Origin of the sequence: Sphingomonas jeddahensis (genome assembly GCF_001981525.1) — a bacterium.
In the GTDB taxonomy this organism is placed as follows: Bacteria; Pseudomonadota; Alphaproteobacteria; order Sphingomonadales; family Sphingomonadaceae; genus Sphingomonas; species Sphingomonas jeddahensis.
In genome coordinates, this window is record NZ_MPSB01000003.1 from 182,542 (window position 1) to 198,955 (window position 16,414).

Annotated in this window: 18 protein-coding genes; 10 read left to right on the plus strand and 8 right to left on the minus strand. The window is 66.6% G+C overall.

Features of this window, described 5'->3' with window-relative positions; translation table 11 throughout:
* The first annotated feature begins 6 nt into the window (after positions 1–6).
* The 7 genes from SPHI_RS04880 (at position 7) to SPHI_RS04910 (ending at position 5,650) form a co-directional block, all read left to right on the plus strand.
* Entirely contained in the window at positions 7–291 is a 285-nt protein-coding gene (locus SPHI_RS04880) for a flagellar biosynthetic protein FliO (protein WP_076743769.1), read from the plus strand.
* A gap of 80 nt (positions 292–371) precedes the next feature.
* Positions 372–1,163, plus strand: coding sequence for a flagellar type III secretion system pore protein FliP (gene fliP / locus SPHI_RS04885; protein ID WP_233130729.1), 792 nt, complete (start codon positions 372–374; stop codon positions 1,161–1,163).
* Between the two features lie 147 nt (positions 1,164–1,310).
* Positions 1,311–1,583, plus strand: a complete 273-nt coding sequence (gene fliQ / locus SPHI_RS04890) for a flagellar biosynthesis protein FliQ (RefSeq protein WP_076743771.1) — start codon at positions 1,311–1,313, stop codon at positions 1,581–1,583.
* A gap of 114 nt (positions 1,584–1,697) precedes the next feature.
* Positions 1,698–2,471, plus strand: a complete 774-nt coding sequence (fliR, locus tag SPHI_RS04895; protein WP_076743772.1) for a flagellar biosynthetic protein FliR — start codon at positions 1,698–1,700, stop codon at positions 2,469–2,471.
* Positions 2,464–3,600: an EscU/YscU/HrcU family type III secretion system export apparatus switch protein gene (locus tag SPHI_RS04900; protein WP_076743773.1), complete on the plus strand. Its 1,137-nt coding sequence runs from the start codon at positions 2,464–2,466 to the stop codon at positions 3,598–3,600. The genes fliR and SPHI_RS04900 overlap by 8 nt, the downstream gene beginning before the upstream one ends.
* Before the next feature lie 185 nt (positions 3,601–3,785).
* Entirely contained in the window at positions 3,786–5,252 is a 1,467-nt protein-coding gene (gene fliD, locus SPHI_RS04905; RefSeq protein WP_076743774.1) for a flagellar filament capping protein FliD, read from the plus strand.
* Positions 5,252–5,650: a flagellar export chaperone FliS gene (locus tag SPHI_RS04910; RefSeq protein ID WP_076743775.1), complete on the plus strand. Its 399-nt coding sequence runs from the start codon at positions 5,252–5,254 to the stop codon at positions 5,648–5,650. The genes fliD and SPHI_RS04910 overlap by 1 nt, the downstream gene beginning before the upstream one ends.
* Positions 5,651–5,879: 229 nt before the next feature.
* On the opposite strand, the gene SPHI_RS04915 is transcribed toward SPHI_RS04910, so the two are convergent.
* Genes SPHI_RS04915 through argH form a run of 5 tightly spaced genes read right to left on the minus strand, consistent with a single transcriptional unit; the run spans position 5,880 to position 10,592 of the window.
* Complete coding sequence (locus SPHI_RS04915) at positions 5,880–6,830, minus strand: CorA family divalent cation transporter (RefSeq protein ID WP_076743776.1); 951 nt, start codon at positions 6,828–6,830, stop codon at positions 5,880–5,882.
* A complete protein-coding gene (locus SPHI_RS04920; protein ID WP_076743777.1) occupies positions 6,827–7,738 on the minus strand; it encodes a precorrin-2 dehydrogenase/sirohydrochlorin ferrochelatase family protein in 912 nt (303 codons plus the stop codon). Before SPHI_RS04920 ends, SPHI_RS04915 begins: the two co-directional genes overlap by 4 nt.
* Positions 7,735–8,991: a diaminopimelate decarboxylase gene (gene lysA / locus SPHI_RS04925; RefSeq protein ID WP_076743778.1), complete on the minus strand. Its 1,257-nt coding sequence runs from the start codon at positions 8,989–8,991 to the stop codon at positions 7,735–7,737. The genes SPHI_RS04920 and lysA overlap by 4 nt, the downstream gene beginning before the upstream one ends.
* Positions 8,992–8,994: 3 nt before the next feature.
* On the minus strand, positions 8,995–9,228 hold the full coding sequence (locus SPHI_RS04930; RefSeq protein ID WP_076743779.1) for a hypothetical protein: 234 nt from the start codon (positions 9,226–9,228) through the stop codon (positions 8,995–8,997).
* On the minus strand, positions 9,225–10,592 hold the full coding sequence (argH, locus tag SPHI_RS04935; protein WP_076743946.1) for an argininosuccinate lyase: 1,368 nt from the start codon (positions 10,590–10,592) through the stop codon (positions 9,225–9,227). The genes SPHI_RS04930 and argH overlap by 4 nt, the downstream gene beginning before the upstream one ends.
* 127 nt (positions 10,593–10,719) lie before the next feature.
* On the opposite strand from argH, the gene SPHI_RS04940 reads away from it, so the two are divergent.
* The gene (locus SPHI_RS04940) at positions 10,720–11,208 is read left to right on the plus strand and encodes a TlpA family protein disulfide reductase (RefSeq protein WP_332888903.1); all 489 of its coding nucleotides are present in this window, start codon (positions 10,720–10,722) and stop codon (positions 11,206–11,208) included.
* Here the strand turns inward: SPHI_RS04940 and queA are convergent.
* The gene (queA, locus tag SPHI_RS04945) at positions 11,205–12,242 is read right to left on the minus strand and encodes a tRNA preQ1(34) S-adenosylmethionine ribosyltransferase-isomerase QueA (RefSeq protein WP_076743781.1); all 1,038 of its coding nucleotides are present in this window, start codon (positions 12,240–12,242) and stop codon (positions 11,205–11,207) included. The two genes, SPHI_RS04940 and queA, sit on opposite strands and share 4 nt — an antisense overlap.
* A gap of 125 nt (positions 12,243–12,367) precedes the next feature.
* Complete coding sequence (xth, locus tag SPHI_RS04950) at positions 12,368–13,168, minus strand: exodeoxyribonuclease III (protein WP_076743947.1); 801 nt, start codon at positions 13,166–13,168, stop codon at positions 12,368–12,370.
* A 165-nt stretch (positions 13,169–13,333) separates the two neighbouring features.
* Between xth and SPHI_RS04955 the strand changes: the two genes are divergently transcribed.
* Both SPHI_RS04955 and SPHI_RS04960 read left to right on the plus strand, forming a co-directional pair.
* Positions 13,334–13,981: a class I SAM-dependent methyltransferase gene (locus tag SPHI_RS04955; protein WP_233130693.1), complete on the plus strand. Its 648-nt coding sequence runs from the start codon at positions 13,334–13,336 to the stop codon at positions 13,979–13,981.
* Complete coding sequence (locus SPHI_RS04960; RefSeq protein WP_076743783.1) at positions 13,978–14,592, plus strand: hypothetical protein; 615 nt, start codon at positions 13,978–13,980, stop codon at positions 14,590–14,592. The genes SPHI_RS04955 and SPHI_RS04960 overlap by 4 nt, the downstream gene beginning before the upstream one ends.
* Before the next feature lie 145 nt (positions 14,593–14,737).
* On the opposite strand, the gene SPHI_RS04965 is transcribed toward SPHI_RS04960, so the two are convergent.
* Positions 14,738–16,390, minus strand: a complete 1,653-nt coding sequence (locus SPHI_RS04965) for an aminotransferase class III-fold pyridoxal phosphate-dependent enzyme (RefSeq protein ID WP_076743784.1) — start codon at positions 16,388–16,390, stop codon at positions 14,738–14,740.
* Between the last annotated feature and the right edge of the window lie 24 nt (positions 16,391–16,414).

Genomic DNA, 16,414 nt, shown 5'->3' on the forward strand with positions numbered 1-16,414 from the left:
CTCGCGATGATGTGGTCCTATGTCCTCAAGCTGATCGTGCTGCTGCCGCTGGTCTGCGGTTTGATGATCGGCTGCCTCTATCTCTGGCGCCGGCTCGAAAGCCGCATGCCCGGTCGCGCCGAGGCGCGGATGATTTCGGTCAAGGAAACCATGATGATCTCGCCCGGCCTGCGCCTTGCGGTGATCGACTTCGAGGGCAAGCGGCTGCTCGTCTCGGTCGGTCGCGGTGGCGTGACGTTGGTTGATCGTGCCGGTGGGGTCGATCGCGCCGACGGGATCCGCACGCTGTGATCACCGTGCGTCGCACGCAAGGCGGCACGGCATTGTTCGCCGAACGCGCGTCGGCGCGTGAGGGCGGGGCAGGCGCGCCGATCCTCAAAACGCTGCTGGTGCTGCTCGCGCTGTTCGTCGCGGTGATGGTCGCCATGCCCGCCTTCGCCCAAACCGCCCCGGTCGCGCCCGCCGCGCCCGGCGCCGGCGATGCCGTTGACCGCGCATTGGGCCAGCTCGGCGGCGGCCCGGACGGCTCCGGCTCCATGTCGCTGTCGCTGCAAGTGCTCATCATCATGGGCCTGCTCAGCATCCTGCCGGGCATTCTCCTGATGATGACCAGCTTCACCCGGATCATCATCGTCCTGTCGATCCTGCGCCAGGCGATGGGCCTCCAGCAGACCCCACCCAATCAAGTGCTGATCGGGCTCAGCCTGTTCCTGTCGCTGTTCGTGATGGCCCCCGTCATCAGCCAAATCAACACCACCGCGATCCAGCCCTATTCCGCCGGCCGCATCGGCGGCACCGACCTCATCAAGACCGCCGGCCAGCCCTTGCACGCCTTCATGGCCAAGCAGACGCGCGTGAAGGACGTGACGATGTTCGCCGAAATGGCCAAGTCCGGCCCCTATGCGAGCCCCAACGACATCCCCTTCTCGGTCCTGCTCCCCGCCTTCGTCACCAGTGAGCTGAAGACCGCATTCCAGATCGGCTTCCTGATCTTCCTGCCATTCCTGGTGATCGATCTCGTCGTGGCGACGGTCCTGATGGCGCTCGGCATGGCCATGCTCAGCCCAACGATCATCTCCCTCCCGTTCAAGCTGTTGCTGTTCGTCCTGGTCGACGGCTGGGCCCTCACGATGGGCAGCCTCGCCAACAGCTTCGCGACATAGGGGAGAGGGCAGGGGAGGATGGTGAGGAAGGCGCTCACCCATCCCCGTTCGTGCTGAGCCTGTCGAAGCACGTGCCCCAAACGCTACCGTCGGTAACATGCCCTTCGACAAGCTCAGGGCGAACGGGTGAGAGAAACGAGAGCCAATATGGCAGACGCAGATTACTTCCTCACCGTCGCGAACCAGACGCTCTGGGTGCTCGCGCTCGCCGCCGCGCCGATCCTGATCCCCGCGCTCGTCTCCGGCCTGATCCTCGGCATGATCCAGGCCGCCACCTCGATCCAGGAACAGACGCTCAGCTTCGTCCCCAAGCTGATCGTGGTCGGCCTTTCGCTGGTGATCTTCGGCGCGATGATCCTCGGCCTGCTCAGCGACTTCACCGTCTCGATCTTCGAACGCATCCCGGATCTGGTGCGGTGACGCACCAGCCTCCCCTTCCGCTTGCGGGAGGGGTCGGGGGTGGGGCTATCCGCACGCACCGACCCTTGAAAACCCAATCGCCGCCGCCTCCCGCAAGCGGGAGGGGGATGTAGCATGCTAGGCTTCGGCCTCTCGATCGAGCCGCAGCTCTGGGCGCTGGTCTTCGTCATGATCCGCGTCGGCGCCGCGTTCATCGCCGCGCCCGTCTTCGGCAACGTCTCGGTCCCGCTCCAAGTCCGCGTCGCGCTCGCCGGCGCGATCGGCGTGCTCGTGCTGGGCATGCACAACATCACCCCGCCGCCGCAGGTGTTTGCGGTTTCCACCTTCCTCGCCATCGCCGCCGAGGCGCTGGTGGGCCTGGCGCTCGGCTTCATCCTCCAGATCGCCTTTGCCGCGCCGCTGATCGCGGGCGAGCTGATCGGCGGATCGATGGGCATCGGCTTCGCCAACATGGTCGATCCCAACACCGGCCGCTCCTCCCCCGCGATCGGCCAGTTCCTGTCGATCCTGCTGACCCTGCTGTTCCTCTCCATCGACGGCCACCTCGTCCTCGTCGAGACGATCGTCAAGAGCTACACCGCGCTCCCGCCCGGTGCCGCCTGGCTTGCACCCGGCCAGCTGCGCGACATTGCCCTGTTCGGCGGCTACGCCTTTCTCGCCGGCCTCCTTCTCGCGCCCCCGGTCGGCTTTCTTTTACTTTGCCTTAATCTCGTCGTCGGCATGATCTCGCGGTCGGCACCCGCACTCAATCTGTTCTCGATCGGCCTCCCCGCAAGCCTCGCGGTGGGCGTGATCGCGATGGCCGCGGCGTTTCCGGCGATGGGCGATTACATCATGGTCATCGTGCGCGAAGGCCTCGAAGCGACGCGGAGCCTGGTGATTGGCTGACGAGTTCGGCGAAAAGACAGAAGCCCCGACACCTAAGCGTCTGAAGGACGCTAAGGAGAAAGGCGACGTCCTCAAATCCCGCGAGTTCGCGACCGCTTTGGTCGCGCTCGCCGGCGTCGCATGGCTGGTGTTCTTCGGCCCGTCGCTGGTCGCCGCCTGCAAGGGCGTGATGGCCGAAAGCTTCCAGTTCACGCGCGGCGACGTGGAGGATTTCCAGCCCTTTCGCCCGCTCGCCGCCGCCGGGTGGAAGCTGCTGCCGGGCCTCGGCACGCTCTTCGCCATCGTCGTCACCGCCGGCGTCCTGAGCCAGGCCGGCCTTGGTTCGCTCCAGTTCAACGCCGGGCTGCTCGCGCCCAAGGGCAACCGCATCAATCCCGCCTCCGGCCTCAAGCGCATCTTCGGCATGAACGGCTGGATGGAGCTGGGCAAGTCGCTGCTGAAGGTCGCGCTGCTCGGCAGCATCGGCGCGTGGCTCCTGATGCAATCCGCCAGCATGACGCTCGGCCTTGCCCGCACCAACCTCGGCGCCGCAGTCGGCGCGCTCGGCGGCACGCTGACCACGCTGATGATCGTCATGGCGGCCGGTCTCGTCGCCATCGCCATGCTCGACGTGCCGCTGCAGATGTTCCAGCGCATGAAGAAGCTGCGCATGAGCAAGCAGGAGCAGAAGGACGAGCACAAGGAAAGCGAAGGCAATCCCGAGATCAAGGCGCAAATTCGCGCCAAGCAGCACGCGATGCTCTCCCGCTCCACCCGCCGCGCCGTGCAGGAGGCGCATGTCGTGCTCACCAACCCGACGCATTTCGCCGTCGCACTCCGCTACGATCGCGGACGGGATCAGGTGCCGGTGGTGGTCGCCAAAGGCAGGGGGGCGACCGCGCTCGCGATCCGCGAGCTCGCGGGCGAGATGGCTGTCCCGATCCTCGAATATCCGATGCTCGCCCGCGCGGTGTACTACACCAGCCGCGAGAACCAGGAGGTCCGCGACGATCTCTACATGGCGATCGCCACGGTGCTCGCCTTTGTCTTCAACCTCAACGCAGCAGCCGGCGGCGCCTCTGCGCCGCTGCCGACGATCGAGGTGCCAAAGGGCGCCCGCTTCGACGAAAACGGCATGGCGCTCGCCTGATCCCGAGGCGGAGGGCCAGCCCCGCTTACCCCCGTTCGCCCTTAGCCCGTCGAAGGGCGTGCCCCAAAACGCATCGTTAGCGGCACGTGCTTCGACAAGCTCAGCACGAACGGAAGGAGAGGGCGGCTCTCCCCCCGGCAGAAACCCCTAAATCCTCATCCCAATCGGCCGTTTAACAAACCGCCATGGCCACCATCTCCAGCACCGCCGCGACGCCGACGCCCTCCACCACCAGCGTCACCAAGTCCGCCGCCAGCGCACTGCTGACGTCGCTGAACACCGGCTCGGGCGTTGACACCAACACGCTCGTCACCAGCCTGGTCGAGGCGCAATTCGCGGCAAAAACCGCGGCGCTCACCGCCCGCTCTGACAAACTGACCGCGCAGATTTCGGGTGTGTCGACGCTGAAAAGCGCGATCACCGATTTCACCGCCGCGCTGGAGACGCTGGTGAAAGGTGGCACGCTTCAGTCGCAGCCCACCAGCAGCAACAATTCGGTGTTCACCGCCACGCCGATTTCGGGCGCTAAGCTCACCGGCATGACGGCCAGCATCAGCGTCGAGCGGCTCGCCACCGCACAGGCGGCAGTGTCGACGGCGGTGGCCTCAAAGAGCGCGCCGCTCGGCTCCGGCGTTTTCACGCTCACTGTCGGGACAAAGAACGCCGACGGCACCGTCGCCGGAACCGGCGAGCCGATTCAAATCGAGATCCAGGACGGCACGCTGACCAGCGTCGCCGCTGCGATCAACGCCAAGAAGGCCGGCGTCACCGCCTCGGTCGTCACCGACGCAGATGGCACTGCTTATCTGTCGCTCAAAGGCGAAACCGGCGCAGCCAAGGCGTTCACGCTGGAGGCGAGCGCGGAATCATCGGCCGAGCTCAAGACGTTCAACGTCGGTTCGGGCACCGGCGGCATGACGATCACCGGCACGGCAACCAACGCCCGCCTGACGGTGGACGGCATCACCGTCGAACGCGGCAGCAACGCCATCAGCGATCTGGTCGATGGCGTGAAGCTCGACCTGGTCGGTACTTCGACAACGCCGGTTTCGCTGTCCACCAGCACGCCGACCACCGCGCTCACCAACGCAGTCGAGGACTTCGTGTTCACCTACAATCAGGTGCTAACCGAGCTTCAAAAGCAGACCGATCCGATCACCGGCGACCTGCGCGGGGATTCAGGGGCGCAGAACATGCTGCGCAGCCTCAAGGGCCTGTCGATGCGGGATCTGCTGCCCGGCTCTGCTCCGGGCACCCCCAAGACCCTCGCCGAAATCGGCGTGCTCACCAACCGCGACGGCACCCTGTCGGTCAACAGTGACACGCTGTCCAAGGCAATCGCCAGCAACCCCGGCGCGTTGGAGGCAATGTTCTCCAATTCCAATGACGGCTCGGGCGTCCTGTCGGCGATGAACTCGATCAAGCTCAACGCGACCAGCACGCTCTACGGCCTCGGCGCCTCGACCAAGCGCTACACCGAGGCACAAGGTGATCTGACGGACCAACAGGACAAATTGACGCTCCAGCAGGAGAAAATGACGACGCGGCTGACGCAGCAATTCGCCTCGATGAACGCGCGCGTCGCCGCCTATAAGTCCACGCAGACGTTCATGGAAAATCAGATCAAGGCCTGGACGAACGGCGACAACTAATGGCTTACGCCTCCGCCCTGTTGCGCGATCCCGCGCAAACCTATCGTCAGATCGATCTCGCCGGCCGCACCGCCAATGCGGACGGCCCGGCGTTGGTGCAGCTGCTGTATGAGGAGCTGTGCCAGGCGCTGCGCGTCGCCGGCTGGGCGGCGGAGAACAGGAAGTTCGCAGTGAAGAGCGAACGCGTCACCCGCGCCACCGCCATCCTGTTCGCGCTGGAAGCCGGGCTCGATTTCGACAAAGGCGGCGACATATCAGTCACCCTGTCGCGCCTCTACGCCGGCGCTCGCAAACAAGTGATCGAAGCCAGCCTCGGCCACGACGGCACCCCCTTCCGCGAAGTGGCCGACACCCTCTCCGAAATCGCCGAAGCCTGGCGCACCGCCCGCGCCGCCTAACCCACCAACCCCTCAACTGCCGTCATGCTGAACTCGTTTCAGCATCACCGCCCCACAAGCGAGGGCGGTGCAATCGGAGAAGTGGACCCTGAAACAAGTTCAGGGTGACGCCGAGCAGGGTGTTAAGTCCTCCCCGGAACGGGGAGGGGGACCGCCGAAGGCGGTGGAGGGGCGTCTCCACAAACGATCCCACCCGCGGCAAGTCCTCGCCGACGCCCCTACCTCACTGCTACCGCAGCCAATGCCGCGCAACGAACCACCCGGTCACCGCCGCCGCAATCACCACGCACAGCGCGACGATCGCGTCGAATGCCCATGGCTCCTTCGCCAGCCACAGCCCCTCGACGTTCATCCCGTACAATCCGGTGATGAAGGTCAACGGCAGGAACACCATCGCCGCGATCGAGATGATCAGTCCCCGCTGATCCAGCTGCTCCGCCCGCAAATCGGTCAACGCTTCATGCATCAGGCTGGCGCGCTCGCGGATTGCCTCCACTTCCTCTGCCATGCGCGCCGCGCGATCCGCCGCCGCGGCGAGATGCGCACGATCATCCGGCCCCAGCCAGTCGCCTGGCAGCGCCGCCAATTTCTCCAGCGCCGCACGCTGCGGGTTGAGGAAGCGGCGATAGTTGATCGCCTCCACCCGCACCCGCGTCACATTCTTGCGCAAGGTGAACACCCGCGCGGCATCGAGCTGCTGCTCGCAATCGTCCAGCTCGTCTCCCAGCTCGGCGACGACCGGGTCCAGATCCTCGGTGATCGCCGCGGCAAAGGCGGTGATGAGGTCGCCCGGATCGTGCACGCAGCCGTCCGTCACCTCGCGCTCCACTGCGTCCGTGGCGAGCAGATGCTTGCGCGTCACCGAAATCACTCGCCCTTTCACTGCCCAGATCCGCACGGAGGCAAGCATGTCGGATGAGTCGAGCTCCTCATCGCTCCGCCCGCGCAGGTTGACGAACGCGCCATTATCCAGCGCGTCGCAGCGCGGCCGCGTTTCCTGCGCGGTCAGCGGGTCGACGATATAGTCAGGGAGCGCGGCTTTGTCGCTCAGCCAGGATTGCGCGTGCTCGGCAGTGGTGGTGAGGTGCACCCACACCATTGCGTCGTCGCAACCCAGCGCCTCCTCGACGCTGACCTTGCGTGCCGCTCCGTCCGCAATGCGGTACCCGAAGCCGCTCACGCCATTCTCAGATCAACGGTCAGCCCGGGCAGGTCCGCCGGCGGCGCAGCGCAGGCAAGTCGATCGGCATCGGCGCGCGCGCGGTTGAGGATCGCGGCCGGCACGTCCGCCCCATGCGTCACGCGATCGGCGTTGGCCAGCAGCCGCGCCTGGCGGAGCGTCAAATCGTCGGGGTCAGGGGAGGGGAGCGTCATGGTGACGAGCGTAACCGTGTCGCTACCCATCTGTTCCGCCGGCATGCCGCTGGTGTCGCGTGGGTCGAGCGGATCATAGATCGCGCCCGGTGTCAGCGCCGCTGCAATCGCCCGCCGCCGCTCGCCTGCTTCGGGGTAACGCGCCCGCCACGCCGCGCGACTGGCGAACAGCCCCTCGGCAAGCCGCCCGAGGCTCGCCGGCAGCAATGCCTCTAGCCGCTGCCGCAACGCCGCCGCCAGCCCCGCCGACGCGCCGCCGGTCCCCACCGCGACGATCACCGGATCGCGATCGACGATCGCCGGGAGGGTGAAATCGCACAGCTCCGGCCGGTCGACGGCATTGACCAGGATGCCGCGCGCCTTGAGCCGGGCGACCGCCGCATCATCGTCCACGACGATGGCGAGGCGGGGATCGCACATGTCAGAGGAAGAAGGCAGGGCTTCGACAGGCTCAGCCCGAACGGAGGAGGGCGTACGTTCACCTCCAACCCCCGCGGAAGAGGGCGCATGCTCACCACTCCCCCTCCGTTCGCCCTGAGCTTGTCGAAGGGCTGACCTTCCGTCTTCTCTTGGCAGAGAGGCATCCTCCCCCACCACCACAGCACCCGCGCGCTCCAACAACCGCCGCTTCGCCTCGGCCGCCTCACCATCACCCACCAAAATCACCGCACGGCCCCGAAGCCGCACGAAGATCGGCAGGCTATGGAGCGTCACAGCCAGTCCGGCACGCGCTCGGCGGCAAGGATCGTCTCGGCGGCAATACGATCCGCGACCACCGCATAGCGGTCGCCATCCACCAGCACCTCGGGCACCAACGGTCGCGAATTATAGGTCGAGGCCATGGTCGCGCCATAAGCGCCCGCGGTGCGGAATATCGCGAGGTCGCCCGATTTCACCACGTCGATCTCGCGATCGCGCGCGAAGGTGTCACCCGTCTCGCACACCGGGCCGGCAATGTTGGCCACCATACATTCGCCGCTCGGCCGCACCGCCTCAAAATCGTGCCACGCATCGTAGAGCGCCGGCCGGGCGAGATCGTTCATCGCCGCATCGACGATGACATAGGGGCTGGTAACGCCCGGCTTTACCCAGATCACCTCGGTCAGCAGCACGCCGGCATTGCCGGTGATCACGCGGCCCGGCTCGAACATCAAGGTGACATCCCAATCCTTCGTCACCCGCGCCACCATCGCGCCGAAATCGGCCGGATCAGGCGGCACGTCGCCGGCCTTGTAGTTGACGCCCAGGCCGCCGCCCAGATCGACATGCGTGATCGTGTGGCCGCGCGCGCGAAGTTCGGAAACGAAAGCGCCGATGCGCGAATAAGCGGCCTCCAGTGGCCCGAGATCGAGCAATTGCGACCCGATATGGATCGCTACCCCCCGTAGATTCAGCCCGTTCAGGCCCGCCAGCCGCCCGAAAATGTCCGCCGCTTCGGCGATTGGCACCCCGAATTTGTTCTCGCTCTTGCCCGTCGAGATCTTCGCATGCGTGCCCGCATCCACGTCCGGATTGACGCGCAGCACCGCCCGCGCGGTCTTGCCCTGCGCCGCCGCGAGCTGCGCCAGCACCACGCCTTCCTCTTCCAGCTCGATGTTGAACTGGCCGATTTCCGCGCCAATACCGCGACTTAGCTCGGCGCGCGTCTTGCCGACGCCGGAAAAAACGATGTCGGCCGCCGGCATCCCCGCCGCCAGCGCCCGCGCCATCTCCCCGCCCGACACCACGTCCGCGCCATAGCCCTCGCGCGCCAGCACGTTCAGCACCGCGATGTTGGGGTTGGCCTTGATCGCATAGGCCAGATGCACCCGCCCGGCGCCTTTCAACCCGTCGCGGAACCGCCGCGCCTGTGTGCGTAAGGCATTGGCGGAATAGACATAAACCGGCGTTCCCACCTCCGCGGCGATGCGCGACAGGGGCACGGCTTCACAGTGAAGCTCGCCATCGACAAGGGCAAAATGGTCCATGGATTACCTTGGCGGAAGATCAAATTCGTCGCTGCGGCGCTCTTCCGAATTGCGCAGCAGTTCGTCGCTACGCCCCGGCCGCGCCTGCGGATTGGGGGTGAGCAGATCGTCGGGCGTCGGCGTCGCGGTAGCCCCATAAGGCGCAACCGGCAGCCGCTCGCCCTCATTGGGCCGCAGCGCGCGGGACGATCCGCACCCCGCCAGCAGCACGGCGAGGAGGAGAACAGCGCCCCTCACGCCAGCGCCTCGCGTGCTTCACGGATCGCGGCGCGCACATTGTCGGGCGCCGTACCGCCGAAGCTGGTCCGGCTCGAGACCGAAGCATCGACCGACAACACGCTGTAAACGCCCGCATTTACCCGCGCGTCGATGGCGGTGAGGTCGTCGATCGGCACCTGGTCCAGCCGTACGCCCAGCGCTTCGGCGCGCGCCACCGCGCGTCCGGTGATGTGATGCGCCTCCCGGAACGGCACGCCCGCCTCGCGCACCAGCCAGTCGGCAAGATCGGTCGCCGTGGCAAAGCCGCTTTCCGCCACCGCGCGCATCCGCTCGATGCGGAACGTCGCGCTTTCGACCATCCCCGTCATCGCCGCCAGGCACAGGCCGAGCAGGTCGTGGCACTCGAACACCGGCGGCTTATCGTCCTGCATGTCCTTGGAATAAGCGAGCGGCAGGCCCTTCATCGTCACCATCAGGCTGACGAGGCAGCCAGTAATCCGCCCGGCATGGCCGCGCACCAGCTCGGCCGCATCGGGATTGCGCTTCTGCGGCATGATCGAGCTGCCGGTCGACCATTGGTCGCTCAGCGACACGAAGCCGAACGGCTGCGACGCCCACAGCACGAACTCCTCCGCGAGCCGCGACAGGTGCAGCGCGCATTGTGCCGCGCAGGTCAGATATTCGATCGCGAAATCACGATCGGACACCGCATCCAGCGAGTTGCGCGTCGGCCCATCAAAGCCGAGCGCAGCAGCGGTGGCATGGCGGTCGACCGGAAATCCGGTTCCGGCAAGCGCCGCCGAGCCGAGCGGCGACAGGTTCATCCGCGCTCGCGCATCGGCAAAGCGCCCGACATCCCGCCGCGCCATCTCGACATAAGCCATCAGATGGTGGCCAAGCGTCACCGGCTGCGCCGATTGCAGGTGCGTGAACCCCGGCATCACGCTCGCGGCATGTTCTTCCGCGCGATCCAGCAGCGCGCACTGGAACGCGGCCAGCGCGGCCAGCGTCTCGTCAATCGCGTCGCGTACCCACAAGCGGAAGTCAGTCGCGACCTGATCGTTGCGGCTGCGCGCCGTGTGGAGCCGTCCGGCGGCCGGGCCGATCGCCTCGGCGAGCCGCGCCTCGGTCTGCATGTGGATGTCCTCGAGCGCGAGGTCTTCCGTCACGCCTTCGGCATCATAATGCGCCGCCACCTGATCGAGCCCGCGCGCGATCGCCTCCGCATCGTCACCGGCAACGATGCCCTGTTTCGCCAGCATCGCGACATGTGCTTGGGAGCCGCGAATGTCCTGCCGCCACATCCGCTTGTCGAAGGGGATGGAGGCATTTATCTCGCGCATCACCGCGGCCGGGCCTTCGGCGAACCGGCCGCCCCACATCTGGTTGGAATCGCTCATGCCATCGCGCTCGGGAACCGTCTTTCTCCTCGCCACCGCGCTGGCGGCTTCCGCGTGCGATAGGCAAACGCCTGCGCCGGAGCAAGCAAACGTCTCTAGCCCTGAGGCGGTGACCACCGACGAGGTCGCGCCTGGCAATGCCGCGCCCGTTGCGGCGGCCGGCACCGTCGATCGCTCGCACAAGGGCGAGGCGGCACCAAACGTCGCGTTTCTCGATGCGGTGGGCAAGCCGGTGAACCTCGTCGATTTCCGCGGCAAGCCGGTGCTGCTGAACCTTTGGGCGACCTGGTGCGCGCCCTGCATCAAGGAAATGCCCAGCCTCGATGCCGCCGCAGCTGCAGCGGGTGACAAGGTCCATGTTCTGGCAGTGAGCCAGGACATGCAGCGCGAAAAGGTGGCGCCCTTCTTCGCCGAGCGGAAGCTGGATCACCTCGCCCCGTACACCGATCCCGAGATGGGGCTCAGCCTGTCTTACAAGGCCAACCTGCCCACGACGATCATGCTTGACGCCGAGGGCCGCGAACTATGGCGCGTCAGCGGCGCGATGGACTGGGCGGGCGCGGAGGCCAAGGCGTTGATCGCCGAGGCGAACGCCTAACCTGCGCGATCGGGGATCAGCAGCGAGGCATCGCCGTAGGAATAGAAGCGGTAGTCCGCCGCGATCGCATGCGCATAAGCCGCCTGCATCCGCTCCAGCCCCATCAGCGCCGATACCAGCATGAACAGCGTCGAGCGCGGCAGGTGGAAGTTGGTTACGAGGCCATCGATGCCGCGGAAGCGATAGCCGGGGGTGATGAAGATCGAGGTGTCGCCTTCGAACGGTCGGACCATGCCGTCCTCGCCGGCGGCGCTCTCGATCAGCCGCAGCGACGTGGTGCCGACGGCAATGACGCGCCCGCCACTGGCGCGCACGGCGTTGAGCCGATCGGCGGTGGCGGCGTCGATGCGGCCCCATTCGGCATGCATCCTGTGGTCCGCGGTGTCCTCTGCCTTTACCGGAAGGAAGGTGCCGGCGCCGACGTGCAGCGTCAGCGTGGTGTGGCCGATCCCCGCCGCGTCCAGCGCCGCCATCAGCCCGGGCGTGAAGTGCAGCGCGGCGGTCGGCGCGGCAACGGCACCTGCCTCGCGAGCGAACATCGTCTGGTAATCGTCGGCATCACGCGCGTCGGTGGGGCGCTTGGCGGCGATATAAGGCGGCAGCGGCATGCGGCCGGCGCGCTCCAGCAGCAACTCGACCGGTTCGTCGCCGGCGAAATCGAGCGCGAAGCTGCCGTCGTCCGCTCGGTCGCCGGCGATGGCGGAGACGCCTGAGCCGAAGTCGATCGTGTCACCGTCGCGCAGCCGCTTGGCGTTGCGGATGAAGGCACGCCAACGCCGCGGCCCCTCGCGCTTGTGGAGCGTCGCACCGATCTTCGCCGCGCCGCGCATGCCTTCCAGCTGGGCGGGGATCACGCGCGTGTCGTTGAAGACGAGGAGGTCGCCGGCGCGCAGCTCGGCGGGCAGATCGGTGACAATGCGGTCGCGGGGGGCGGCACCGTCGAGGACGAGCAGGCGGGCGGAGTCGCGCGGTGATGCCGGGCGCAGGGCGATGCGCTCATTGGGGAGGTCGAAATCGAACAGGTCGACGTTCATCGTAGAAGCGGCTTCCAAACAGGGCTGGTCATTCCCGCGCAGGCGGGAATCCATAAACGCTGGTGTTGCGGCTCAATCGCGTACGTTAGCGTCTATGGATCCCCGCCTTCGCGGGGATGACGAATTTAGACAAGGGGGTCACCGTCGCCGCCCGGCTCCGCCAACTCGATCCACGTCGGCGCGTGATCGCTGGTCTTCTCCCAGCCGCGCACGTCGCGATCGACGCCCGCGGCGACCAGCCGGGGCGCGAGCGACGGGCTGAGCAAAAGGTGATCGATCCTGAGGCCCGCGTTGCGGGCAAAGGCGTTCCGGAAATAGTCCCAGAAGGTGTAGATCGTTTCGTCGGGATGGAGATGGCGCAGCGAGTCGGTCCAGCCCTGCGCAAGTAATGCGGCATAGCGCGCGCGCACCTCGGGGGCGAACAGCGCGTCGTCCTGCCAGCGCTCGGGTTTGTACACGTCGCGCTCGGTTGGCATGACGTTGAAGTCCCCCGCCAGCACCACCGGCGCGCCGCTCGCCATCAGCGTCGCCGCATGATCAATCAGCCGATCGAACCAGGCGAGCTTATAATCGAACTTCGGCCCAGGCCGTGGATTGCCGTTGGGGAGGTATAGCGCCGCGACGAGCACGCCGTTCACCGCTGCCTCCAGATACCGGCTCTGCGCCGGATCGGGGTCGCCGGGCAGCCCGCGGCGTGTTTCATGAATCGATCCGACGCGGCTCAGGATCGCGACGCCGTTCCAACTCTTCTGCCCGTGCCAGAGGGCCTCATAACCGATCTCGGCCAGCGCCGCGGCCGGGAAGCGTTCATCCGGCGCCTTCAGCTCCTGGAGCGTGACGACGTCGGGCTGCGCATCCTCCAGCCAGCGCAGCAATATTGCGAGGCGGCCGTTGACGCCATTCACGTTGTAGCTCGCGATCTTCAGGCGCGTTCTCCTTCGAGCGTCTGAATTCCGTCGCAACCTTCAGGGTTCCCGTCGCATGACGCCAAGCTGACACCAAATGGTCGCGAGACTGAAACGCGACGCTGCGAAGACGGAAGAACACGTGGGGCATCAATACGATCGGACGTAAAGTCTATGGCGACAGTGATGAGTACTGCGGGGGTTACCCGCGCTTACGATCGTTGGGCTCCGATCTATGACCTCGTCTTTGGCGCGGTGTTCAAGCAAGGGCGATCCGACGCGATCGTCGCTGCCGAGCGCATCGGCGGGCGGATCATCGAGGTCGGCGTCGGCACCGGCATTTCGCTGCCGCAATATTCGAGGCGCAACCGCATCGTCGCGGTCGATCTATCGGACGCGATGCTCGACAAGGCGCGAGTCCGCGTTCGCGAGCAGAAGCTCGACCATGTTGAACAGGTCGCGGTCGGCGACGCGGAGAACCTCCAGTTCGCCGACAACAGCTTCGACGTGGTGGTGGCGCAATATGTCATCACCGCTTGCCCGCACCCGGAAAAGGCGCTCGACGAGTTCGCGCGCATCGTGAAGCCGGGCGGTGAGATCGTCATCACCACCCGCGTCGGCGCCGGCGCGGGGCTGCGCGGCACGATCGAGCGCACGCTGATGCCGGTCACCAGCCGCTTGGGCTTTCGCACCGAATTCCCGTGGGCGCGTTACGCGGAGTGGATGGCGACGCGCGCCGACGTGCGGCTGGTTGAGAACCGCCCATTGCCGCCGCTCGGCCATTTTTCGCTCGTCCGCTTCGCCAAGATCTCTCCCGAAGGATCCGCTCGATGACCGGTTTTCGCGCGCAGCTTGCCGAACAGCGCTGGGACGACCACCGCTATTACCATCACAGCCTGGTCAACCAGAGCCTGCACTTCGTCAGCGCCTGCACCTTCCTGGTCGCCTACATCATCCTGTGGATCGACCCGGCAGTCGCGAGCCTGCTCGCCTGGGGCGTGGCGATGACCAGCCGGCAAGCGGGGCATTTTTTCTTCGAGCCCAAGAGCTACGACCACGTCAATCAGGCGACGCACGATCACAAGGAAGAGATCAAGATCGGCTATAACCTGTTCCGCAAGGTCGTGCTCATGAGCCTGTGGGGCGCGGTGCCGGTGGTGCTGCTGATCTCGCCGACCTTGTTCGGGACGCTGGTGGAACCGGACGGCGTCGAGGCATATCTGCGCCATGTCGGCATCGGCTGGCTGTTCCTGGGCGTGGGGGCGATCGCCTTCCGTTCGATCCACCTGTTTTTCATTCACGACATCGAGACCGGCCTCGTCTGGGCGACCAAGATCGCGACCGACCCGTTCAGCGATTTCAAGCTCTACAAGGGCGCGCCCAAGCGCCTGCTGAAGGGCGAGCGGATGGACTATCCGGACGAGGTGGAAGCCGCCGCAGCTTGAGGGCTGCTGTCGCACTTCCCAATCACTTCGTCATCCCCGCGAAGGCGGGGATCCATAACCGCTACTGGTGCGACTCTTGCCCCCGCGTTGGCGGGTATGGATCCCCGCCTCCGCGGCGATGACGGTTTGGAGAGGGGCCGTGCTCCTACCGTCCCAGCCGAGCCCGCACCGCTTGGCGCAGTACCGCGCGGCGCAGCGCCTTGTCGGTCAGCCCCTCGGGCGTCTCCCACCAGCCATCTGCCGCCATCGCAGCGGCAGCGGCGGCGAACCGGCGCACGATCTCGGCGAACAGCGCGTCGTCGATGTCGAGGCTGAAGATCAACCGCCCAGTGCCGACCCAGCTGAGCGCCAGCCCTTCCGCGCGGAGATAATATTGCAGCATCCAGTTATACGCGGCAGGCTTGGTGTAGAGGACGGTCCACACCGTCTGAAGATGCGCCACCCGAACCGGCGCTCCCGTCTCCTCCAGCGCGGCGTTGAGCTGCCGCGCTCGCGCGTCCCACCGCGCGTCGATGCCGTCGTACAGAGCCGCGATCTCCCCCGTTTCCAACCGGCGCAGGAAGGCGTTCATCGCCCCCATCACATAGGGATGCGCGTTGAACGTGCCGCGCGCGAAGCAGATGTCGAGCGGGCGTTCCTCGTTGAAGCGCCGCATCAGCGCCGCCCGCCCCGCCAGCACGCCTATCGGCAGCCCGCCGCCCAGCGTCTTGCCATAGGTGACCATGTCCGGCCGCACGCCGAAATATTCCGCCGCACCGCCGGGGGCGAGGCGGAAGCCCATGAACACCTCGTCGAAGATCACCACGATGCCATTGGCGCGGCACGTGTCGACCAGCCGGTGCAGCCAGGTGCGATAGGCGCCAAGATCGGTGCCAGCGCGGCGGCTGCTGTCGACCAATTGGTTGTCAGACGGCGCGTTGCCGTTGGGATGCAGCGCCTGGAGTGGATTGACCAGCACGCAGGCGATGTCGTTGCGCGTGGCCAGGACCTTCAGCGTCTGTTCCGATTGATCGGCGAGCGTCAGCGTGCGATCGGCGGGAACGGGGTTGCCGATGCCGGGCTGCACCTCGCCCCACCAGCCATGATAAGCGCCGGCGAAGCGCATCAGCCGATCGCGCTTGGTGTGGTAGCGCGCCAGGCGGACGGCCTGCATCACCGCCTCGGTGCCCGACATGTGGAACGACACCTCGTCCATGCCCGAAAGCGCGGTGAGGCGCTTCACATTGTCTGCGACAACCGGGTGATAGGCGCCGAGCACCGGTCCCAGATCGGCGACCATCGCCGCCCCCTCGGCGATCGTCTGCTTGTAGAACTCGTAGCCGAACAGATTAACCCCGTAGGAGCCGGTCAGGTCGATCAGCCGGTTGCCGTCGAGATCGACCACGATCGGGCCTTCGGAGCGATCAAGGAACGTGCCGGTGCCGAGCGTCTCGCGCACCCGCTTGCTGAACGGGAAGGGCACGCGATAGGCGCTGGTGAACTGGAGATCCGACAGGCCGGTTCGCGTCTCGCGGGTCAGCGCCAGCGTCTTGGGAAAGCGTTCCGCAAACAAGGCGCCGAGCCGCTCGAACCCGGCCTGCCGGCGCAGCGCTACGTCGGCGGGCGCGCCATCGGCCTGGAACCAGGCGTCGGCGGGCTGGGTGAAGGCGGGCATCTGCCCCGCGACCCGTTTCGCCATACGGACATGGCCGCCGAGCGAGGGATGCTTGGCGCGCGAGAGTGCGAGCCGCTGACGGCCCTTGGTGAGCGCCCAGGCGCCCGCGGAGGCGCCGACGAGACCGGCGAGGATCGGGTTCATGGCTTCTTGGACAGCGCGGAGGTG